Annotated in this window: 25 protein-coding genes and 1 tRNA gene; 12 read left to right on the top strand and 14 right to left on the bottom strand. The window is 57.7% G+C overall.

What is annotated here, in order from left to right:
* Positions 1-135: 135 nt before the first annotated feature.
* Positions 136-1,470 carry an SLC13 family permease gene (locus OCV66_RS14245; RefSeq protein ID WP_107630943.1) on the top strand — a complete coding sequence of 445 codons (1,335 nt, stop codon included), beginning with the start codon at positions 136-138 and terminating at the stop codon, positions 1,468-1,470.
* A 113-nt stretch (positions 1,471-1,583) separates the two neighbouring features.
* On the opposite strand, the gene OCV66_RS14250 is transcribed toward OCV66_RS14245, so the two are convergent.
* The 3 genes from OCV66_RS14250 to OCV66_RS14260 all read right to left on the bottom strand — a co-directional run bounded on the left by OCV66_RS14250 (position 1,584) and on the right by OCV66_RS14260 (position 3,096).
* A complete protein-coding gene (locus OCV66_RS14250; protein ID WP_107630942.1) occupies positions 1,584-2,477 on the bottom strand; it encodes a LysR family transcriptional regulator in 894 nt (297 codons plus the stop codon).
* Between the two features lie 167 nt (positions 2,478-2,644).
* Entirely contained in the window at positions 2,645-2,902 is a 258-nt protein-coding gene (locus tag OCV66_RS14255) for a spore coat protein CotJB (protein WP_107630941.1), read from the bottom strand.
* A complete protein-coding gene (locus tag OCV66_RS14260; protein WP_054327907.1) occupies positions 2,899-3,096 on the bottom strand; it encodes a spore coat associated protein CotJA in 198 nt (65 codons plus the stop codon). The genes OCV66_RS14255 and OCV66_RS14260 overlap by 4 nt, the downstream gene beginning before the upstream one ends.
* A gap of 126 nt (positions 3,097-3,222) precedes the next feature.
* Here OCV66_RS14260 and OCV66_RS14265 point away from each other — a divergent pair, with 126 nt between their 5' ends.
* The 3 genes from OCV66_RS14265 to OCV66_RS14275 are packed head-to-tail and all read left to right on the top strand — an operon-like array spanning position 3,223 to position 4,767.
* Positions 3,223-3,783 (top strand): TIGR01440 family protein, encoded by a 561-nt coding sequence (locus tag OCV66_RS14265; RefSeq protein ID WP_107630940.1) that lies wholly within the window; start codon positions 3,223-3,225, stop codon positions 3,781-3,783.
* Positions 3,784-3,790: 7 nt separating this feature from the next.
* A complete protein-coding gene (locus OCV66_RS14270; RefSeq protein ID WP_054327905.1) occupies positions 3,791-4,495 on the top strand; it encodes an HAD family hydrolase in 705 nt (234 codons plus the stop codon).
* Between the two features lie 14 nt (positions 4,496-4,509).
* A complete protein-coding gene (locus OCV66_RS14275) occupies positions 4,510-4,767 on the top strand; it encodes a TIGR03905 family TSCPD domain-containing protein (RefSeq protein ID WP_054327904.1) in 258 nt (85 codons plus the stop codon).
* A gap of 99 nt (positions 4,768-4,866) precedes the next feature.
* Here OCV66_RS14275 and OCV66_RS14280 read toward each other — a convergent pair whose 3' ends face one another.
* From OCV66_RS14280 to OCV66_RS14300, 5 genes are all read right to left on the bottom strand, one after another.
* Positions 4,867-5,529, bottom strand: a complete 663-nt coding sequence (locus tag OCV66_RS14280) for a 4'-phosphopantetheinyl transferase family protein (protein WP_054327903.1) — start codon at positions 5,527-5,529, stop codon at positions 4,867-4,869.
* 125 nt (positions 5,530-5,654) lie between these two features.
* Positions 5,655-6,503 carry a 4Fe-4S binding protein gene (locus OCV66_RS14285; protein ID WP_054327902.1) on the bottom strand — a complete coding sequence of 283 codons (849 nt, stop codon included), beginning with the start codon at positions 6,501-6,503 and terminating at the stop codon, positions 5,655-5,657.
* 19 nt (positions 6,504-6,522) lie between these two features.
* Entirely contained in the window at positions 6,523-6,669 is a 147-nt protein-coding gene (locus OCV66_RS14290) for a CD1871A family CXXC motif-containing protein (RefSeq protein ID WP_054327901.1), read from the bottom strand.
* A complete protein-coding gene (locus tag OCV66_RS14295) occupies positions 6,666-7,289 on the bottom strand; it encodes a TlpA family protein disulfide reductase (RefSeq protein ID WP_186950121.1) in 624 nt (207 codons plus the stop codon). Before OCV66_RS14295 ends, OCV66_RS14290 begins: the two co-directional genes overlap by 4 nt.
* Before the next feature lie 135 nt (positions 7,290-7,424).
* Positions 7,425-7,501: transfer RNA gene (locus OCV66_RS14300), tRNA-Arg, on the bottom strand.
* Between the two features lie 315 nt (positions 7,502-7,816).
* Here OCV66_RS14300 and OCV66_RS14305 point away from each other — a divergent pair.
* From OCV66_RS14305 to OCV66_RS14330, 6 genes are all read left to right on the top strand, one after another.
* Positions 7,817-9,184 carry a pyruvate carboxylase subunit B gene (locus tag OCV66_RS14305; RefSeq protein ID WP_242977964.1) on the top strand — a complete coding sequence of 456 codons (1,368 nt, stop codon included), beginning with the start codon at positions 7,817-7,819 and terminating at the stop codon, positions 9,182-9,184.
* Positions 9,185-9,186: 2 nt separating this feature from the next.
* Complete coding sequence (locus OCV66_RS14310) at positions 9,187-9,528, top strand: OadG family protein (RefSeq protein WP_199855180.1); 342 nt, start codon at positions 9,187-9,189, stop codon at positions 9,526-9,528.
* Positions 9,529-9,543: 15 nt separating this feature from the next.
* Positions 9,544-9,921: a biotin/lipoyl-containing protein gene (locus OCV66_RS14315; protein WP_107630930.1), complete on the top strand. Its 378-nt coding sequence runs from the start codon at positions 9,544-9,546 to the stop codon at positions 9,919-9,921.
* Between the two features lie 15 nt (positions 9,922-9,936).
* Positions 9,937-11,088, top strand: a complete 1,152-nt coding sequence (locus OCV66_RS14320; protein WP_107630929.1) for a sodium ion-translocating decarboxylase subunit beta — start codon at positions 9,937-9,939, stop codon at positions 11,086-11,088.
* Between the two features lie 181 nt (positions 11,089-11,269).
* Positions 11,270-11,845 (top strand): TetR/AcrR family transcriptional regulator, encoded by a 576-nt coding sequence (locus OCV66_RS14325; RefSeq protein ID WP_159068070.1) that lies wholly within the window; start codon positions 11,270-11,272, stop codon positions 11,843-11,845.
* A 144-nt stretch (positions 11,846-11,989) separates the two neighbouring features.
* Positions 11,990-12,286: a sporulation transcriptional regulator SpoIIID gene (locus OCV66_RS14330; protein ID WP_054327249.1), complete on the top strand. Its 297-nt coding sequence runs from the start codon at positions 11,990-11,992 to the stop codon at positions 12,284-12,286.
* Between the two features lie 34 nt (positions 12,287-12,320).
* On the opposite strand, the gene OCV66_RS14335 is transcribed toward OCV66_RS14330, so the two are convergent.
* Entirely contained in the window at positions 12,321-12,563 is a 243-nt protein-coding gene (locus tag OCV66_RS14335; RefSeq protein WP_054327250.1) for an AbrB/MazE/SpoVT family DNA-binding domain-containing protein, read from the bottom strand.
* Between the two features lie 112 nt (positions 12,564-12,675).
* Between OCV66_RS14335 and OCV66_RS14340 the strand changes: the two genes are divergently transcribed.
* Together OCV66_RS14340 and OCV66_RS14345 are read left to right on the top strand one after the other, a co-directional pair.
* Positions 12,676-13,260 (top strand): nucleoside recognition domain-containing protein, encoded by a 585-nt coding sequence (locus tag OCV66_RS14340; RefSeq protein WP_054327251.1) that lies wholly within the window; start codon positions 12,676-12,678, stop codon positions 13,258-13,260.
* A 136-nt stretch (positions 13,261-13,396) separates the two neighbouring features.
* The gene (locus tag OCV66_RS14345) at positions 13,397-13,924 is read left to right on the top strand and encodes a nucleoside recognition domain-containing protein (protein ID WP_054327252.1); all 528 of its coding nucleotides are present in this window, start codon (positions 13,397-13,399) and stop codon (positions 13,922-13,924) included.
* A gap of 166 nt (positions 13,925-14,090) precedes the next feature.
* On the opposite strand, the gene OCV66_RS14350 is transcribed toward OCV66_RS14345, so the two are convergent.
* From OCV66_RS14350 to OCV66_RS14370, 5 genes are all read right to left on the bottom strand, one after another.
* A complete protein-coding gene (locus OCV66_RS14350) occupies positions 14,091-14,960 on the bottom strand; it encodes a 3-hydroxyacyl-CoA dehydrogenase family protein (RefSeq protein WP_054327253.1) in 870 nt (289 codons plus the stop codon).
* 45 nt (positions 14,961-15,005) lie between these two features.
* Complete coding sequence (locus OCV66_RS14355) at positions 15,006-15,821, bottom strand: enoyl-CoA hydratase-related protein (RefSeq protein WP_054327254.1); 816 nt, start codon at positions 15,819-15,821, stop codon at positions 15,006-15,008.
* A gap of 122 nt (positions 15,822-15,943) precedes the next feature.
* Complete coding sequence (locus tag OCV66_RS14360) at positions 15,944-17,131, bottom strand: acetyl-CoA C-acetyltransferase (protein ID WP_054327255.1); 1,188 nt, start codon at positions 17,129-17,131, stop codon at positions 15,944-15,946.
* A 186-nt stretch (positions 17,132-17,317) separates the two neighbouring features.
* Positions 17,318-18,886 (bottom strand): acyl CoA:acetate/3-ketoacid CoA transferase, encoded by a 1,569-nt coding sequence (locus OCV66_RS14365; RefSeq protein ID WP_054327256.1) that lies wholly within the window; start codon positions 18,884-18,886, stop codon positions 17,318-17,320.
* Between the two features lie 47 nt (positions 18,887-18,933).
* Positions 18,934-19,200 (bottom strand): hypothetical protein, encoded by a 267-nt coding sequence (locus OCV66_RS14370; RefSeq protein ID WP_054327257.1) that lies wholly within the window; start codon positions 19,198-19,200, stop codon positions 18,934-18,936.
* Positions 19,201-19,363: the final 163 nt, after the last annotated feature.

Raw genomic sequence — 19,363 nt, forward strand, 5'->3', positions numbered from 1 at the left:
GACAATTGCAAAGGTTGTTGTTATTTTGACAATGTAGCATGCATGTGTGACTGGAGGAGACGTCCTCTGACTCAAACGCTTCGCAGGTTTGCGCTCCCATTTTACAGAATTGGGTGGTAGAAAGGAGAAGTCTGTATGCCCTCCAGCACAATAGCAATAATTATCACAATAATTACAATTATTTCCTTTGTTTTGGAAAAAATCCCGTTGGCCATGACAGCGATGATCGCTTCTCTGGCAATGGGGATTATTTTGCCGGAAATGAAGCTCTCGGACGTATATTCCGGTTTTTCCAGTTCGACCGTAATGATGGTCGCCGGTATGTGTATCGTTGGCGACGCCCTGTTCAAAACCGGTATGGCCAATAAGATCGGCCGTGCGATCAGCAACAGCGCAGTAGCTAAAAACGAGCGGCTGTTCATGGTTGTGGTCGTCATTTGCTGTACCGTTATGTCCGCATTTCTGTCCAATTCCGGTACGATCGCAATGTGGATGCCGCTGATTGCTGCTTGTGCGGCAAAATCGCATGGTGTGGTTCGCTCCAAAATGATTATTATAGCGGCAGGCATGGCGTCAGCGATCGGCGGTGCGGCTACGCTGGTCGGCTCCACATCGCAGCTTACCGCCAATTCCGTACTGATGGGCTATGAGGGCTACGAGGCTGGCCTTGGACTGTTTGACCAGACCAAACTCATGCTGCCCATGTGCCTGATCATGATTATTTATTTTGCCACCATTGGCTATCCGCTCTGCAAAAAGGTGCTGAAACCGGAAAGTCCGGATTTTGACAAAGGCAATTACTATGCGGAGCTGGCGGAGAAATCGGGCGACGAGGAAACCGATAAGATTCCAGCGTGGAAAGGGAAAATGTCGGTCATCGTGCTGCTGCTGTGCATTGTCGGATTCATTCTGACAGGCTTTGACGCGTTCGATCCCTATCTGGATGTTGGCATCATCGGTCTGCTGGGTGCGACGATCCTGATTGTTTCCGGCTGCATGCCTTTGAAGAAAACACTGGCGGAAATGGACTGGAACACCATCGTCATTCTCGCGGCGGCGCAGGGCTTTGCCAAGGGCCTGGACGTCTCTGGCGGCGGCAAGGTGATCGCGGAGTTCGTGCTGAATCTGTTCGGCGGCCAGAATGCATCCACGGCGGTGTTGATGGTGGTAGGCGTCATTGTTACCACCGTGCTGACGAACTTTATGTCTAATACGGCGCTGGCAGCGATGATGACCCCGATCTACATTGAGATCGCCATGCAACTGGGTATCAGCCCGATCCCGTTTGTAATTGCGATCGGTGCAGTTGCTACGAATCTGGCGTGTGCAACGCCTGTCGGTACCCCCGCATGCACCCAGACCCTGCCGGCTGGTTACAAGTACATGGACTATGTCAAAATAGGCGGCCCGCTGTGTATCATACTGATGCTTGTAGCCGCGTTCCTATCTCCTGTACTTTATACGTTCTGACGGGCGGCGGAGCGCAAATTTGCCCATATCGGCTTTTCCAAAAGGAGAAGCAGGTTTTGCCCCTATTTTCCCCAAAAGAAACGCAGGCCCGGCATAAGCCGGACCTGCGTTTCTCATATGCCGCGCTGCGCCTTGTTTTGGTAAAAGTCGATCAGGTAGTCGCGGAATTGGAGTACGGTATCGGAATGAGCGACGCCGGACTTCCAGAACACGGTCTGCATTCTGGGGTTGGGAGGGTATTTGACGCGTACCATCCGCACCAGCGAAGAATGGATGGCGCGTGCGCCGAGGACGCTGCTGAATGCAATGCCGTAGCCATTCTCAATCAACTGCGTGCGTAAGATGTAGTCCACCTCCGCCACGATTCGAGGAATAAAGCCGGACTGCTTGCAGGCGTTTTCAAAAAAGGCGCGGGAGGAATAGCCCTTGGATAATGCGATAAACGGTTCATCCCGTGCCTCCGCCAAAGAGATCGCGCCCTTTTGGACAAATGGGTGATCGCAGTTTACCAAAAGCGCGGGCGGATCTTCAACAATAAATTCATGCTCCCAAGCCTTATTGGTGATGTCGCCGACATCAGTGATAACGAGGTCGTATTGTCCGAGCGCGTCGGGATCCTGTAATTCCTTGAGCGTCAGGGAAGCATGCTTGATGGTAACCGAGGGATGCGCCTTCATAAAGGAGCTGATGACTTCGGTCCAGAGCGACTGCGCGGAGACACCCACATATACGATATCTTTTTGGGAGGTCGCGGTCTTGGATAGTTCGCGCTTGATATTATCCAGTTCGGAAAAGATATTGCATACATGGATATATAAAATTTTCCCGTTTTCGTTGAGCTTAATCTTGCGCCCGACGCGGTCGAAAAGGCTGACCTGCAACTCATCCTCCAGACGGGAGATGGTCGTACTCAGCGCCGGCGGGGAAATGTGAATTATCTTTGCGGTGTTGAGCAGATGCTCATTCTCAGCCAAGAGCTTAAAATAATATAAATGTAGTAACTGCATATCCCATTCTCCTGTGAAGCTGAAAATAATCGAGTTTATTATAGCATACGTTTTCAAAATACAGCTTTTTCCACGCAAACAGCGTTGTTTTGGCAAAATAACATTCTGTTTGGATAACGATATTTTGCAAAATCTTTATACTTGTAGAACTTTGGAAAAGTATACTTTTAGGAACTATGGTATGCCGTGTGTCCCGCTTCATCGATCCAGCGCCAAAAGCCCGGGCGGGTGTCGACCTCGCGGGCGGTCAGGGGGCCGAATGCGTCTTCGTATTCGGCGGCGGCTTTATCGAACGCGGTGCGCATCTCGCTGTAATAAGCGAGCGCGGCGGTATTTTTCGGATGGCCGTCCAGGTATTCGATCACGTCGACGAGCGCGAAGTCATACATCCGGACACGGTTGAGCAGCTTTTCCCGTTCGGTCATCTCGGAACCGCCTCCTCTCCGAGGAAGGGCTTGTCGAGCGAGGGGAATATCGTGCCGCGGCTGAACGCAAGCGCCGGCTCATAGGGCGTTTCAAAGCTCTGATACGGTACGAACGCCATCGCAAGCGAAAGCAGACGGGGATCGATGCTGTCTGCGGGCAGCATCTGATCCGTCTGGTTGTTAGGCTGATTCATATGCGGTTTCTCCTTGTTCGTAAAACAGTTTGAGGTCTTGCCTCAATCCCATTGTATGCCGCGCGAAAAAAGACGGTGAAAGTGGGACGGGAATGTGGTATACTATGAAAAAAGGAGGCATGAAGCATGGAGATTTCTGAGATCAGGGAGCAGGCTGGAAAAGCGGCCGCTCTGGTGTGCGACGCGGCGGGGCTGCGCGCGGGAGATCTGTTCGTGGTCGGCTGCTCGTCAAGCGAGGTGTGCGGGGAAAAGATCGGCACCCACTCGAGCGTGGAGGTCGCCGAGGCGGTGTTCGAGGGCATTTACGGGGTGCTGCGGGAGCGTGGCGTTTACTTGGCGGCACAGTGCTGCGAACATCTGAATCGGGCGCTCGTGGTCGAGCGCGCCGCCTGTGAGCGCTTCCGGCTGGATGAAGTGAATGTCGTCCCGCAGCCAAAAGCGGGCGGATCGTTTGCGACCACGGCCTACAAGCGCCTGAGCGATCCGGTGGCGGTGGACAGCCTGCGTCAATCCGCGTCCGCGGGCATGGACATCGGCGGGACGCTGATTGGTATGCACATTAAGCCGGTTGTCGTGCCGCTCCGCATTGCAGTCAAGCAGATTGGGGAGGCGGTTCTGCTTTGCGCGCGCCGCCGGCCGAAATTTGTGGGCGGTAGCCGCGCCGTATACAACGAAAAACTTTTGTGAGGGAAACATGGGAATAAAAGCAGTATTTTTCGATCTGGACGACACGCTGTACAGCAGCTTCCAGGCGTGCGACGCCTACGCATACGAGCGTATGGCCGCCTGGGTGGAGGAACACACCGGAGCTTCGGGCGCGGAGTTCGCGCGGCAGTTCAAATGGTACCGCAAAAAGCTGGCGCGGCAGCAGCCGGGCATGCCGCCCACACATGACCGCGTGCTGTTCGCGCAGGGTGCGCTGGAGCGGATGGGGCTAAACGCGGTGCAATACGCCCGCGCCCTGCACCGCGTCTACTGGGACGCGGTCCTCTCTAAAATGGAGCTGCGGCCGGGCGTGCCGGCGCTGTTGGAGGAGCTGCGGCGTGCGGGCGTTAAGACCACGGTCTGTACGGATATGCTGGCGGATATTCAGATGGAAAAGCTCGAATATCTCGGCCTTGCCGACCGGATCGATTATCTGGTGTCAAGCGAGGAGGCGGGCATGGATAAGCCCGGCTCTCCGATCTTCTGGCTGGCGCTGCAGAAGTGCGGCTGCCTGGCGGGGGAGGCTGTGATGGTGGGCGATAACTTCCGGCATGATGTGCAGGGGGCGACCGATGTCGGCATCGCGGGCGTGTGGCTCAACTGGACACACCTGCCGCGGCCGGACGACGACCGACCCTATACCGAGGTGCATACATTCGAGCAGGCGGCGGCGCATATCCGTACCCTGCTCTGAGGAGGACAGGAAAAATGCAGCATTATGATTACCGGCCGCGGGGCGTCTGCCCAATGAAAATATCGTTTGACCTGGAAGGGGACACAGTGCATAACGTATCCTTCCTCGGTGGCTGCAACGGCAACCTGCAGGCGATCAGCCGCGTGGTCGAGGGAATGACCGTCGCGCAGATCGAAGGATATTTCAAAGGCATCAGCTGCGGCGGCAAGGGGACCTCATGCTCCGACCAGCTCGCCGCCGCGGTGCGGGCGGCGTATGAACAGGGAAAATAAAACAGCGGCAGAACGGAAAGCGGGCCGGCGCAATAGCGCCGGCCCGCTTTCTGGATGTTTGGGGATAAAAAAAGCAGCGGCAAAGCCACTGCTTGCAGTTTAGTCGAGAATGTGCAGGACAGGATCTTCCGCGCCCGCCTGCTGGATGCAGACGGCCAGCCGGTAGGAACGGTCGGCCGAGAACGGCGGCAGGAACAGGGAATAGGGTCGCTCCATATCCGGACAGTCGAGCTGAGGGCGGGTATTGGAGCGTAATTTGACGCAGAAGCTGCGCAGAGGCAGGTCAAGGCCGCGGCCGGTGGATTTGACAAAGCTTTCCTTGAGCGTCCAGAGCGAATAAAACGCGTCGGTCCGCGCGTAGGGGGGCAGCGAATTCAGATAGCGGATCTCATCCTTATGGAAAAAGCGGGAGGCGATATCGCGGCGGTTGGGATCGCACCATTCGATATCCACGCCAACCGGATGGTCGCTGATCGCGCACACCGCCCAGTCTCCGGAGTGGGACAGGCTGAAATGGATGCCGGGCTCGGAAACCAGGTAAGGCTTACCGCCCTCCGCGATGGAAACCGCAAGCGGATGAACCACCCAGGGAAAATGTTGCGCGACCGCGTACTCGAGCAGCAGCATGGCCGCGAAGCTCTGTATACGTGCTGTGCCGCGCCGGCGGTCAATCCATTCCAGCCGGTTGGGGGCGATGCGGGCGCGGGACTTGCTGTCGTCAGGATCGACGGCAGTGATTGGAATGACGTATACAGCAGTCACAGAAATACCCCCTGTAATTTTTTATCGCCTTGGTATTATAGCACATTTGCCCGACGCTTGACAATGAAAAATCAGAGAGGAACTGTAAAAAATAGTGCCTGCCGGAAAAGACCGGATGGGACCGGTCACGTCCGCGTTTTCCCGAAAGGTCTGGCCGCGCGCCGGTTTGCGGTGCAGATAGCGCCGTGCGGACAGGCGCGCCGGCAGTCCCCGCAGCGGATGCATTCCGGACTGTTGGGCGTCTGGTGGATCGGGATATCCAGCTTACACGCCTTTTGGCACGCACCGCAGCCCGTGCATTTTTCCTTGTCAATGCGGAACCGGTAGAGCGCGGCCGGATTGAACAGCCCGTATATGGCGCCGAGCGGGCAGAGATAACGGCAGAACGGCCGGTATACCAGCAGGGAAAGCAGCAGCAGAGCGGCAAGGATCGCGGCTTTCCAGGTGAACAGCCAGCCGAGCGCGGCTCGCAGCGGAGGATTGGAGGCAATCAGCGGGATGCCCGCGAACAGCGTGCCGGAGGGGCAGATGTATTTGCAGAACCAAGGCTGTCCCTGCCCGACAATATCCAGCACGGTCAGGGGCAGCACGATGACAAAGCCTGCAAGGATGACGTATTTCAGATATTTGAGCCAGCGGTCGCCGGGCAGGCGGCGCAGCTTTTTGACAAAGGGGATTTTATACAGCAGGTCCTGCACCAGCCCGAACGGACACAGCCAGCCGCATACCAGCCTGCCGAACAGCGCGCCGAACAGGAGTAGGAAGCCGGCGATATAAAAGGAGAATCGATAGCTGCGGCTGCCGATGACCGCCTGTAGCGAACCGATCGGACACGAGCCGAGCGCGCCGGGGCAGGAGTAGCAGTTCAGGCCGGGCAGGCAGATAAATTTTCCAGGTCCTTTATAAATGCTGCCCTTTGCAAAGCCGGCGGCGTAACCGTTCGTCAGGGCGGTAAAGGCGAGCTGGACGAGCATGCGCGCATGCTTCCGCAGTCTACCCAAGGCCGATGCACTCCATACAAATCATAACCGCTTTGCGGAAAACGGTTTCGGTTTCCCCGCGCCATACGCCAAGCGCGAGGCACACCACGGCGGCCAGCATTAACGCCGCCGCTATCCGGTTGCGCCGCAGAAAGCTCACGCCTCCACCTCCGCTAGCATGCTGTCAATCGTTTCGATCCACGCATCCTTGCTTTGCGCGGTGACAATAGCATGACCCACCTGCGCGCCTGTGCTGTCCACGAAAAACGTGGTCGGTACGCCGGTGATGTCGGACAGAATATGATACAGGTCGGGCGAGGGGAGCAGATGCAGGTAGTCCGCGCCAGTCTGGTCCACGATCTCTTTCGCCGTCTCCACTTGGCTTTCGCTGATCGAACCGTCCGAATCCAGGGTGTCCAGGACCAGGCCGACGATACGCACGCCTTGATCGCTATATTCGGCCGCCAGTTCGCCGAGGTCGGGCATTTCGTTGATGCACGGGGTGCAGAACGTAGCCCAAACGTTGACCATCGTCAGCTTGTAGTCCGAGAAAATGGACTGGTCAACCTCGACGCCCTCCAGGTCGGTGGCGGTAAAGCGGCTCATGACGCCGGCCGACGCTTGAGAATCATCCGCGGGCGTTTCATTGGGCGCAGTGTCCGTGTCCGAGACAGGCGCCTGCGGCGCGGTGCCGGCATCCTCCATCGGAGCGCAGGCACCAAGGGACAGTGCGAGCGCGAGCACGGCGCTCAATAGGGAAAAACGGTATCGCAACAGCATAGAACTCCTCCTGAACAGTGATGTGTAGGATTGCGGTTTCTGTCATTATACGGAGTGGGGGCGGGCTTGTCAAGGGCGCAAAAGGAAAGTGCCGCGGCCCTATGCAGACAAAGGACCGCGGCACGGCATGCAGATTGGCGTCCCCGACAGGAATCGAACCTGCGACGTTCCGCTTAGGAGGCGGACCCTCTATCCTGCTGAGGTACGGAGACATAAATATGTTGTGATTGCCTTTATTATAACAGATGGGTCGCGTTCCGGCAAGCCCCTTGCGCGGCACAACACCGCGGTTAAAAAGGGAGGGCAATACGCACAGTATTTTTATATCATACTGTATGACGGGACGATTGTCAATCCAAGAACACATGAAAATACAGACAAAATAAGCAAAACAACTTTGTTAAAATAAAAACATTGCATGCCTGGGAGGAAAGTGCTATGATAAAATTAAGTAAAATGGGGTAGTAGGTAGAGTTTTGTTTTCATACCCTGTTTTGCCGGTAAAGGAGGGCATATTCGTGAAACAAATGCACATCACCGAAACCGTGCTGCGCGATGCACAGCAGTCGTTGATCGCAACCCGTATGCCGTTTGACGATTTTGAAGCCGTACTGGACGATATGGACAAGGCCGGCTATCATTCGATCGAATGCTGGGGCGGTGCGACATTCGACAGCTGCCTGCGTTACCTGCACGAGGATCCTTGGGAGCGGCTGCGCAAAATCAAATCCCACATGAAAAACACCAAGCTGCAGATGCTGCTGCGCGGCCAGAATCTGCTGGGCTACCACCATTATTCGGACGATACCGTCCGCCGCTTTGTGCGCAGGAGTGTGGAGAACGGAATGGATATCATCCGCATTTTCGACGCGCTCAACGATATGCGCAACATCGAAACCGCCGTGGATGAATGCCTCAAGGCGGGCGGCCATGCGCAGGGCTGTATCTGCTACACGCTCAGCCCCATTCACAATCTGGAGATGTTCGTCTCCCTGGGCAAGCAGATCGAAGCGCTTGGCTGCAATTCGCTCTGCATCAAGGATATGGCGGGCATCATGTCGCCGCAGGAATGCTACGACCTTGTCACGGCGCTGCGCGAAAACATCAAGCTGCCGGTTTATGTGCATACCCATGCGACCACCGGCCTGGGCTATATGACCTACCTCAAGGCGGCGGAAGCGGGCGCGGCCGGCATCGACTGCGCGACCTCGTGCTTCTCCGGCGGCACCAGCCAGCCCGCGACTGAGTCGTTGGTCTATGCGCTGGCGCAGATGGGCTTTGACTGCGGCGTGGACAGCAAGCAGTTGAAAAAGGTAAACGACTTCTTCCTGCCGGTCAAGGACAAGTTCTCGGCTAACGGGCTGTTCGACCCCTATGTGCTGTCCACCAAGACCGATGCGCTCAACTACCAGATCCCGGGCGGCATGCTGTCCAACCTGGTGGCGCAGCTCAAGGCGCAGAACGCGATTGACAAACTGGAGGCCGTGCTGGAGGAAACCCCCCGCGTGCGTGAGGACATGGGTTACCCGCCGCTTGTCACCCCGCTTTCGCAGATGGTTGGCGTGCAGGCAACGGTCAACGTCCTGCTCGGCGAGCGGTATAAATCCATCGGCAAGGAGATCAAAAGCTATATCAAGGGCGAATATGGCAAGGCGCCGGGCAAAATTGCTCCGGAGCTGGCGAAAAAGGTGCTGGGCGACGAGCAGCCGATGACCGGCCGCTTCGCGGATACGCTCAAGCCGGAATTTGAAGAGGCGAAGGCCTACCTGGGTAGCCGCGCGCGGAGCGAGGAGGACGTGCTTTCCTACATCGCGTTCCCGCAACAGGCGGAGCAGTATTTTGACCGCCGCGATCAGACCTTTACCGCAAGTTATTCGTTCAAGGAGGTCGGTTGACTATGATACAAGGACCGCTTAGTCCGGTCGAGGCAGTGATGGTTGCGCTGTCCGGCTTTGTGATCGTATTTTTGATGCTGGCATTATTGTGGGGCGTCATCATTGTGGTGTCCCGTATCGTCGGCGGCGTGGAAAAGAAAGCCGCGCCGGTCGCGGCGGCGTCCCAGCCCGCAGCGGCTCCGGTTGCTGCGCCCGCTGCCGCGCCCGCGCCGGCCGCCGCAGCGCCGCAGGTCGTGCTGGAGGGCGTTGACGAAACACAGGCGGCATGCGTAATGGCGATCGTAAGCCATGAAACGGGCATTCCGCTCGACCAGCTCGTGTTCAAGTCTATCAAGGCTGTATAAGGGGGAAAGAAAACAATGAAATATCTGGTTACACTCAATGGGAAACAGTATGAGGTTGAGGTGGACAAGGGCTCCGCAAGCGCGGTCTGCGTCGGGAGCGCGCCGGCGGCTCCGGCGGCCGCACCCGCACCGGCCGCAGCGCCGGCTCCGGCGGCCGCGCCCGCACCGGCGGCTCCGGCTGGCGGTGAGATCGTCGCGGCGCCCATGCCGGGTACGATTCTGGATGTCCGCTGCGCGGCGGGACAGGCGGTAAAGGCGGGCGACGTCCTGTTCATCTTGGAAGCGATGAAGATGGAAAATGAGATCTGTGCGCCGCATGATGGTACCGTCGGTTCGGTCAGCGTGCAGAAGGGCGCGACCGTTGAAACCGGTACGGCGCTTTGCACGATGTAACGGGAGGCGCGTAACATGCAATTTTCATTTATAGGCGCGCTGGAGGAGATCCTGGCCGGCTCGGGCTTCGCCGCATTGTTCAGCGACCCGCGCAGCCTGGTCATGATCCTGATCGCGTTTGTGCTGCTGTTTCTCGGCATCGGCAAAAAGTTTGAGCCGCTGCTGCTTGTACCGATCGCGTTCGGCATCCTGCTGGCGAACTTCCCCCTGACCGGCCTGCTCAACGCGCCGGCAAACGGCGCCAGCCCCGGCATGCTGTGGGTGTTCTATCAGGGGGTAGAGCATGCGATCTACCCCTCGCTGATTTTCCTTGGCATCGGCGCGATGACCGACTTCGGCCCCTTGATCGCGCGGCCGTCCTCGCTGTTGCTGGGCGCGGCGGCGCAGCTCGGCATTTTTGCCGCGTTCCTGATGGCGCTGGCGCTGGGCTTTGCCCCGAATGTAGCTGCTTCGATCGGCATTATCGGCGGCGCGGACGGCCCGACCGCTATCCTGGTCACCTCGCGTCTGGCTGCGGATTACCTGCCTGCAATCGCGATCGCCGCGTATTCCTATATGGCGCTTATCCCCCTGATACAGCCGCCGCTGATGCGCGCGCTGACGACCAAAAAGGAGCGCGAGATCAAGATGGAGCAGCTCCGTCCGGTGTCCAAGACCGAGAAGATCGTGTTCCCCATCGCGGTAGCGACCGTGGTTATCCTGCTCATTCCGGATACGGCGCCGCTGATCGGCATGCTGATGCTGGGCAACCTGTTCCGCGAATGCGGCGTGACCGATCGTTTGTCCGACACGGCACAAAACACGCTGTGCAATATCGTCACCATCTTCCTCGGCCTGTCTGTCGGGTGTAAGGCGGTCGCGGAGAAGTTCCTGACCATGGAGACGATCAAGATCATCGTCCTCGGCTTGATCGCGTTCATGTTCTCCACGATCGGCGGCCTGCTGTTCGGCAAGATCATGTGCAAGCTGTCGGGCGGCAAGGTCAACCCGCTGATCGGCTCGGCCGGCGTTTCCGCAGTCCCGATGGCCGCGCGCGTTTCGCAGGTCGAAGGCCAGAAGGCCAACCCGGCAAACTTCCTGCTCATGCACGCCATGGGTCCGAACGTTGCAGGCGTAATCGGCTCCGCTGTCGCGGCGGGCTTCCTGCTGAAAGTATTCGGCGCGTAAGCGGGCGCCGCAAAAACAGAGCGCAAGGGCGCCGGACGATTCCGGCGCCCTTTTCCGTGGGAATAGAGGCGCGGGAAGGCCTGAAAACTGACGCAGTCTTAACGCCTGTAAAACCCATTTGTATTGACAAAATACGCCATAATGCTATAATATAGGAAGAAATGAACGGGTGGTCTTTATTGTGCAGGTTTTGAAAGACGAGCTACGGCATAAGATTTTGCTGGAATCCCAGCATCTATTTCTGCAGAAAGGGTATGACCGGACCTCTCTGCAGATGATTGCGGATAAGGTCAATATCAGCAAGAGCAATCTGTACCATTACTTCAAAAACAAGGAAGAGTTGTTTTACGAGCTGACGGACGGCGCCGCGGAGGGGCTCAAGCGCCTGATTATGCGCTTTCGGGACAAGCGCTTTGACCCGCGCACCGGCGCGCGCGAATACCAGGTCCTGCTGACGGAAGAGGTCATTTCTTTGCTGCTGGCCGAGAAATACGGCCTGCTGCTCATTATGGAGCAGTCGCAGGGGACACGGTATGAGGGGCTGCGCAGTAGCCTGATCGATATGCTGGCGGCAAAGACTGCGCCGCTGCTGGCAGATGAGGACAACTGCTTGCTGCTGGCACAGATCATGGCCCGCAACCTGATTGACGGGACCGTGCAGATATTAAAGAACCGCGTCCGTCCGCGCGAGGTGCGGACCGGATTGAACCGGCTGGTGGAATACCATACACAAGGGATCAATGCGCTGCTCAAATGAAGCGGCGCATTTTTTTGCGGGAAGCGGCGGCGTGTTTTGCGGATAAGTCGGCCGGAGCAACTCCGGCAAAAAGCGCGTTCTACCTGCCTTTTGCGCTGCATAGATTTGTAGTAATCAAAGCGTCGACAGGCAGGGGGGACGATCGTGAAAGGCTTACCCGAAGAGCGGGCGGTCCGGCTCGCACAATATATGATCGAAGAAAAGGCGACGGTGCGCCAAACGGCGGCCAAATTTGGCATTTCTAAATCAACGGTACATAAGGATATTACGACAAGGCTGAAAAAGCTCAACGCCGTGCTGTATGACCGCGTGCAGGAGGTGCTGTACACCAATAAAAAGGAGCGGCACATCCGCGGCGGCATGGCGACGCGGGAGAAATACCGCACCCAGGCGGGGCGGGATACTGCGCGGCAGGGAAAAAAGAACGGCCACCCTTGCTGAAGAGGGTGGCCGGCCTATGTACGCATCAGATCAATCAGATAGATTCCAAATCATGAATGCAGTTGCGGCAGACGTTTTTATCCTTGAAGTGGATTACGTCCTTTGAGCTGCCGCAGAAGACGCAGGCAGGCTCGTACTTTTTCAGGATGATTTGGCTGCCCTCCACATAGATTTCCAGGGCGTCTTTCACATCGATATCGAGCGTCCTGCGCAGCTCGATCGGTAGTACGATTCGGCCCAGTTCGTCAACCTTACGGACAATACCAGTGGATTTCATTTGATATACACTCCTTCATTCTTCATTCATTCCTTTGCCAGCATCAATCCATGTTGCGGCTCCCTGTATGGAGGAGACCGGCTTTTTTCTACAAGGGAGGGGAGAGGCGTAAATGCTTTCCGTGATCTGGGTCGCATTTCTGGCCCTGGCCCTGCTTTGCGGGGCGGTGACCGGCCGGTTGGACGCGGTCACTGCCGCAGTGGGAACAGGCGCGTCGGAAGCGGTCACGTTAGCCATCAGCATCGCCGGCCTGATGTGCTTTTGGAGCGGCGTGATGGAGGTGATCCGCGCTTCCGGATTGGCGGAAAAGCTGTCCCATGCGCTTACGCCCCTGCTCCGGCCGCTGTTTGGCAAGGCAGCGAACGACAGAGAGGCCATGGAACTGGTGAGCGCCAATGTGACGGCAAACCTGCTGGGACTGTCCAATGCGGCTACGCCGCTGGGGCTGCGCGCAGTTGACCGGCTGTACACGCTTGCCGGCCGGCGCGGTTCGCCGGATACCGTTTTGACATTGATCACCTTGAATACGGCGTCCATACAGATCATCCCGTCCACGGTGGCGGCGGTACGCGCGTCGTGCGGCGCTGCAGCGCCGTTTGACATCATGCCGGCGGTTTGGGGGGCGTCCGTGGCGTCTGTCGCGGTCGTCCTGCTGAGTGCGCGTATCCTCCGCCCGCTATTTCCCGATGAAAAATAAGGGGAAATACCTGTTCGGATTACAATTTGTATTATTGCATATGGAAAGCACAAAAAATGTCGAATTGCCTGTTATTTCCAAAAATATTTCCTAAAATTTGAAAATAAACGCGGGCTAGCGGGAAAGGGGAGGAAACATGCGGATGCTACAGAGTGCGTTTATCCCAATGCTGCTGGCGGCAGTGGGGCTATACGCACTGTATAAAGGGGTAGACGTGTTTCCCACTTTTCTGCGCGGTGCCAAAAGCGGCCTGAAAACGGCTGTTGAGCTGCTGCCGACCATGGTCGGCATGCTGACGGTCGTTTACATGCTGCGGGCGTCCGGAGCAATCGATTTAGCGGCGGCCGCACTTGCGCCGCTGTTGAATTTGCTTGGCATTCCAAAGGAATGCACCGCGCTGACCCTGCTGAAACCGATCAGCGGCGGCGGCGGTTTGGCGCTGGGCAGCGAGATCATGCAGCGCTGCGGGCCGGACAGCTATGCCGGTCGCGTGGCGGCGGTCATGCTGGGTTCGTCTGAAACCAGCTTCTACACGATCAGCGTTTACAGCGGTCATTTAGGGCTGAACCGGCTCCGCTATGCCGTGTTTGCCGCCCTTTGCGCGGATTTGACTGCCTTTGCCGTATCGGCGGCGATGGTGCGGCTCTATTTTCCATACATGTAACATTATATCGTGTTTACACGAAAAATACCATACGTTGAGAAAAAATTGTAGAATCATCCAAACAGCTTTCATAAAAACTGTGCAAAAATCAAGATATTTCATGGGTTTAATTTTCTCACAAAAAGAAGGGACTGTACAAGTACAGTCCCCTCTTTTTTCTGCTTGATTACTTTACGATTTCCTTGCCGTTCTCGTCGTACTCGAAGAAGCCCTTGCCGGTCTTGACGCCGAGCCAGCCGGCGCGGACCATCTTGCGCATCAGCGGATGCGGACGGTACTTCGGATCGCCGGTCTCGCGGTACAGCGTCTCCATGATCGCGAGGTTGACATCATGGCCAACCAAGTCGGCGGTGTGGAGCGGGCCGGACTTCATGCCGGCGCCGAGCTGCATGGCAACGTCGATATCAGCAGGGGAAGCGATGCCGTCAGCAACAATGCCCATGGCCTCGTTCATCATCGGGATCAGGATACGGTTTACGACAAAGCCAGGGCCTTCGTTGACCGATACCGGAGTCTTGCCCAAGGAAGCCATCAGGTCGAACGCGGCCTGGAACGTCTCGTCCGAGGTCTGGATCGCGCGGGTAACCTCGACCAGCTTCATGATCTGAGCCGGATTGAAGAAGTGGCAGCCGATCACCTTGTCAGCGCGGTTCGGCACGCTGGCGGCCATCTCGGTGATGGACAGCGCGGAGGTGTTGGAGCCGAAAATGGTATGCGCAGGGCAGATCTGGTCCAACTCCTGCAGAAGCTCTTTCTTCAGGTCCATGCGCTCCAGGATGACTTCCATGATGAAGTCGGCGTCAGCGGCAGCCTTGCGGTCCAGCGAGGTCTTGAGGGAAGCGAGCAGTTCGTTCTTCTTCTCTTCGGTCATTTTTTCCTTCTTGACGAGGAAGGACAGGTCGTTGGTGATGGTCTTAACGCCGCGGTCGATGAACTCCTGCTTTACGTCAAGCATCGTTACCTCATGGCCGTTGGTCAGGAAAACTTCCGTAATGCGCGCGCCCATGTTGCCGGCGCCGAATACACAAACTTTCATATTATATAACCCTCTCTCTCAATGATTGCAGATAAACAAACGCGCTTACTTGTTCTTGAACTCCTTGGCGGGCTTTTCCTTATTCTTATCAAGGAAATAAGCCATGCCATACTTCTGGTCCTCAGTCGCGAAGCACTCGCCGAAGATGTTGCCCTCCAGCTTGAGCGCGGAATTCAGGTCGGTCTGCATGCCGACGTTGATCGCTTCCTTGCAGAGCGCGACAGCGATCGGCGCCTGCGCCGCAATCTCCTCGGCCAGCTTCATGGCTTCGTCCATCAGCTGCTCCAGCGGGTAAACGTAGTTGACCAGGCCCATCTCCAGCGCCTGCTGTGCGGTGTAGTTGCCGCGGGCGGTATAAATAAGCTCCTTGGCCTTGCCGAGGCCTACGATGCGGGCCAGACGCTGCGTGCCGCCGCAGCCCGGCGTGATGCCCAAGCCAACCTCCGGCTGGCCGAACAGCGCGTTATCGGATGCAAGGCGGATATCGCAGGACATCGCCAACTCGCAGCCGCCACCCAGGCAGAAGCCGTTGATTGCGGCAATGACCGGACGCTTGAAGTTCTCGATCTTCCAGCAAACACGGTTGCCGTTGTTGCCGAACTTCTTGCCTTCCTCAACGGACAGGGTGGACATTTCGGAAATGTCCGCGCCGGCCACGAAAGAGTTGACGGTCTTGCCCTTCTTGTTTACCATGGAGGAACCGGTCAGCACGACGCAGTATACGTCGTCCATTGCCGCAACTTCGTCGAACGCTTCCTCGAGCTGGCCGTACATATCGGTGGACAGCGCGTTCATGGCTTTCATGTGCTCGATCTTGACGACCGCTACATGGCCTTTCTTTTCAACTACTACATCAGTCATTGGTAAGACTTCCCTTCAAATTGATGTCGGAATCTTATATACGAGGTGCGCCGCGCACCTGCGCAATCGAATGCTTTGGAGATAGGGGGCCTGCAAAAAGCCCCCTATCATGCCGGTTTGATTTACTTGCAGAGCTCGTCGCGCTCAACAATGATCGCTTCGCCCATGCCGCCGCCGATGCACATGGTGGCAAGGCCGAGGGTGGAGTCGCGCTTGATCATTTCGTAGATCAGCGTGGTGGTGATACGGCAGCCTGCCGCGCCGATCGGGTGGCCCAGTGCGATCGCGCCGCCGTTGACATTGACCTTGTCCATATCAAAGCCCAGCTCGCGGTTGACCGCAGCGGCCTGCGCGGCAAACGCCTCGTTGGACTCGACAAGGTCGAGGTCGGCAACGGTCAGGCCGGCGCGCCCCAGCGCCTGGCGGGTGGACTCGATCGGGCCGACGCCCATGATGGACGGGTCGCAGCCGACAGAGCCGAACGAACGGATCTTGACGAGCGGCTTGAGGCCGTGCGCCTTCACATAATCCTCGGACGCGATAATCATCGCGGCACCGGCGTCGTTGATGCCGGAAGCGTTGCCCGCGGTGACGGTACCGTCCTTCTTGAACGCCGGACGCAGCTTGGCCAGTCCTTCCAGCGTGGTCTGCGGGCGGCAGTGCTCGTCGGTATCGAAAATAACGGTTTCCTTCTTCTTCTTGACCTCTACCGGAACGATCTCGTCCTTGAAGCGGCCGGAGGAAATCGCCTTGGCGGCCTTCATCTGGGACTCGTAGCCGATCTGGTCCTGCATCTCGCGGGTGATGCCATACTGCTCGGCAACGTTTTCCGCGGTGATGCCCATGTGGTACTGGTTAAAAATATCAAATACGCCGTCATGAACCATCATATCAACCAGCTTGACGTCGTTCATGCGCGCGCCCCAGCGCACGTTGTGGGAAACGTACGGTGCGCCGGACATGGACTCAACGCCGCCGACCAGCATGAGCTGATCCTCGCCGGAACGGATGATCTGGGAACCGAGCGAAATTGCGCGCATGGAGGACGCGCAGACCTTGTTGAGGGTCATGGCGGGGGTGGTGATCGGCAGGCCCGCGCCAATCAGGACCTGACGGGCAACGTTCTGGCCGCAGCCGCCCTGCAGCACCTGGCCGAACATTACTTCATCGATCGCTTCCTTGTCCACACCGGCGCGCTCGATCGCCGCATTGGCGGCAACAACGCCGAGCTGGGCTGCGGGTACGTCGCGGAGGGTGCCGCCGTAAGTACCGATCGCGGTACGGGCTGCGGAACAGATATAAACGTTCATTTGGCTGTTTCTCCTTTTCTTCTCTTACGCCGGTGATGCCGGCGCAGCGGTTTGTGACATCTCTTAACGAGTTCGTTAATATTTTATCAAATGTGCAGAAAAATGCAAGGGGTTTTTGTAAGGAATATGGCCCAAATCTTAAAATACCCATAACTTGCACAACACACACAAGGAATAAATCGGGAATTAATCGTTTGCCAGACCCATCAGTTCATCGCGGAAAATACGCGAGTCCATCAGCTTGATCGAACCGTCCGCCTGGCGGGCGATCTGGGGCGCGAATTCCATCTGATCGAGCACCTGGGTCTGCAGGTCGATGCCGGGCGCGATCTCGACCAGGGTAACGCCCTCCGGACGCAACTCGAACACGCAGCGCTCGGTAATGTACAGGACGGGCTGGTGTACCTCGTTGGCATAGTCGCCGGAGAACGTGATGTGCTCGACCGCATTGACGAACTTCTTCTTCGCGCCCTCCTGGGTGATGATCAGCTTGCCGTCGCGGCACTCGGTCTTGAGGCCCTTGGCGGTAAACGTGCCGCAGTAGACGACCTTTTTGGCGTTCTGGGTGATGTCGATGAATCCGCCCGCGCCGGCTAAGCGGGTGCCGAACTTGGACACGTTCAGATCGCCGTTGGGCGCGGTTTCAGCCAGGCCAAGGAACGCGACGTCCAGGCCGCCGCCCTGGTAGAAGTCAAACTGCACGTTGTGCGGGATGATGCACATTGCGTTGGCGGCCGCGCCGAACTGGGTGCCGCCATAGGGGACGCCCGCGATCGAGCCGGCCTCGACGGTCAGGGTCATCTTGTCCGAAATGCCCTCCTCGGCGGCGACGTTGGCAATCTTTTCCGGAGCGCCGGTACCAAGGTTGACGATCGCATCCGGCGGCAGCTCCATGGCCGCGCGGCGGGCGATGATTTTCTTGGCGTCCATCGGGATGGGCGGGATGGCGTCCACCGGAATGCGGAATTCGCCGGTCAGCGCGCCGTCATACGGCATGCCGAGGCACTGCATGTTTTCCTCCTCCGAGCCGACGACGACCGAATCCACATAAATACCCGGAATCGCCACCAGCTTCGGATCGAGCGAGCCGCCCTGCACGATCTTTTCGACCTGCACGATGACCTTGCCGCCCGAGTTCTTGCACGCCTGCGCCATCGCGGTCACGTCCAGCGGGCCGATCTCGCGGTGTACGGTGCAGTTGCCGTATTCGTCGCAGTAGGAAGCGCGCAGGAACACCACGTTGATCGGGAAGCCCTTATACAGCAGGCGCTCCTGCCCCTCGATGTTGACGACCTTGACCAGATCCTCCTTGGTCACATCGTTGAGCTTGCCGCCGCCGTTGCGCGGGTCGGCAAAGGTCTTGAGGCCGACGTGGGTGATCGTGCCAATGTTGTGCGCCGCGATATCGCGGTACATATGCGAAATAACGCCCTGCGGCAGGTTGTACGCCTCGATCTTGTTGGCCAGCGCCAGCTCTCCCAGACGGGGCGCGCGGTCCCAGTGGCCGCCAATGACGCGCTTTACCATGCCCTCGTGGCCGTAGTGGTCGCCGCCGGTGCCGTCGCGGTGGCCCTGGCCGGCCGCGAAGAACAGCGTCAGATTGTTCGGATGGCCGGTCTCCAGAAAGCGCTTTTCCAGCGCCTTGGACAGGGTTTCCGGACAGGCGCAGGAGACGAAGCCGCCGGTGGCGATCGTGTCGCCGTCCTGTACTTTCAGGGCGGCCTCTTCTGCAGAGATAATGCTTACTTTCTTCATGTTCTATCATCCTCCTCAGAGTAACGGGCGTGCGCAGCCCGTTTCATTTACGCGAGCAGCCGGATCTGCTCAGTGACCGACGGGATCTCGTCCGCCGACACCAGCAGGAAGCGGCGGTCGGCATCAATGTCCTCATACAGATAGGGACAGCCGGTGCAGCCGCGAATAATCAGCAATGCGTCGTAGTGGGTGCCATCCTCCGGATAGGAGAACTGTGCGACATCCGAAAGGGAGGAGCGCACGGCTTGATAGGCTGCACCGCGATCATACCGCGGGTTGCAGCCGCCGCAGAATTTGACAGTGCAGCGCAGCATGGGTGCGTAAACCTCCTTTTGTCTAAGCGCAAACATAGGCACTCACGGATCGCCCGCGGGTGCCTATGGGATGCTTCAGAGATTACTTGATACGGGCAATCTTCTTGGCGAGTTCTTTTTTCATTTCGAGGTTGGACTGTCGTGCGATCATGATGCGCTGGGC

The organism is Agathobaculum ammoniilyticum, assembly GCF_025567315.1.
Lineage (GTDB): Bacteria > Bacillota > Clostridia > Oscillospirales > Butyricicoccaceae > Agathobaculum > Agathobaculum ammoniilyticum.

Excerpts from the sequence above, each read along its gene's own strand:
- OCV66_RS14245 (WP_107630943.1), top strand. The coding sequence starts at position 136 with ATGCCCTCCAGCACAATAGCAATAATTATCACAATAATTACAATTATT.
- OCV66_RS14250 (WP_107630942.1), bottom strand. The coding sequence starts at position 2,477 with ATGCAGTTACTACATTTATATTATTTTAAGCTCTTGGCTGAGAATGAG.
- OCV66_RS14255 (WP_107630941.1), bottom strand. The coding sequence starts at position 2,902 with ATGACCGAACGGGAAAAGCTGCTCAACCGTGTCCGGATGTATGACTTC.
- OCV66_RS14260 (WP_054327907.1), bottom strand. The coding sequence starts at position 3,096 with ATGAATCAGCCTAACAACCAGACGGATCAGATGCTGCCCGCAGACAGC.
- OCV66_RS14265 (WP_107630940.1), top strand. The coding sequence starts at position 3,223 with ATGGAGATTTCTGAGATCAGGGAGCAGGCTGGAAAAGCGGCCGCTCTG.
- OCV66_RS14270 (WP_054327905.1), top strand. The coding sequence starts at position 3,791 with ATGGGAATAAAAGCAGTATTTTTCGATCTGGACGACACGCTGTACAGC.
- OCV66_RS14275 (WP_054327904.1), top strand. The coding sequence starts at position 4,510 with ATGCAGCATTATGATTACCGGCCGCGGGGCGTCTGCCCAATGAAAATA.
- OCV66_RS14285 (WP_054327902.1), bottom strand. The coding sequence starts at position 6,503 with ATGCTCGTCCAGCTCGCCTTTACCGCCCTGACGAACGGTTACGCCGCC.
- OCV66_RS14295 (WP_186950121.1), bottom strand. The coding sequence starts at position 7,289 with ATGCTGTTGCGATACCGTTTTTCCCTATTGAGCGCCGTGCTCGCGCTC.
- OCV66_RS14305 (WP_242977964.1), top strand. The coding sequence starts at position 7,817 with ATGCACATCACCGAAACCGTGCTGCGCGATGCACAGCAGTCGTTGATC.
- OCV66_RS14310 (WP_199855180.1), top strand. The coding sequence starts at position 9,187 with ATGATACAAGGACCGCTTAGTCCGGTCGAGGCAGTGATGGTTGCGCTG.
- OCV66_RS14315 (WP_107630930.1), top strand. The coding sequence starts at position 9,544 with ATGAAATATCTGGTTACACTCAATGGGAAACAGTATGAGGTTGAGGTG.
- OCV66_RS14320 (WP_107630929.1), top strand. The coding sequence starts at position 9,937 with ATGCAATTTTCATTTATAGGCGCGCTGGAGGAGATCCTGGCCGGCTCG.
- OCV66_RS14335 (WP_054327250.1), bottom strand. The coding sequence starts at position 12,563 with ATGAAATCCACTGGTATTGTCCGTAAGGTTGACGAACTGGGCCGAATC.
- OCV66_RS14340 (WP_054327251.1), top strand. The coding sequence starts at position 12,676 with ATGCTTTCCGTGATCTGGGTCGCATTTCTGGCCCTGGCCCTGCTTTGC.
- OCV66_RS14345 (WP_054327252.1), top strand. The coding sequence starts at position 13,397 with ATGCGGATGCTACAGAGTGCGTTTATCCCAATGCTGCTGGCGGCAGTG.
- OCV66_RS14350 (WP_054327253.1), bottom strand. The coding sequence starts at position 14,960 with ATGAAAGTTTGTGTATTCGGCGCCGGCAACATGGGCGCGCGCATTACG.
- OCV66_RS14355 (WP_054327254.1), bottom strand. The coding sequence starts at position 15,821 with ATGACTGATGTAGTAGTTGAAAAGAAAGGCCATGTAGCGGTCGTCAAG.
- OCV66_RS14360 (WP_054327255.1), bottom strand. The coding sequence starts at position 17,131 with ATGAACGTTTATATCTGTTCCGCAGCCCGTACCGCGATCGGTACTTAC.
- OCV66_RS14365 (WP_054327256.1), bottom strand. The coding sequence starts at position 18,886 with ATGAAGAAAGTAAGCATTATCTCTGCAGAAGAGGCCGCCCTGAAAGTA.
- OCV66_RS14370 (WP_054327257.1), bottom strand. The coding sequence starts at position 19,200 with ATGCTGCGCTGCACTGTCAAATTCTGCGGCGGCTGCAACCCGCGGTAT.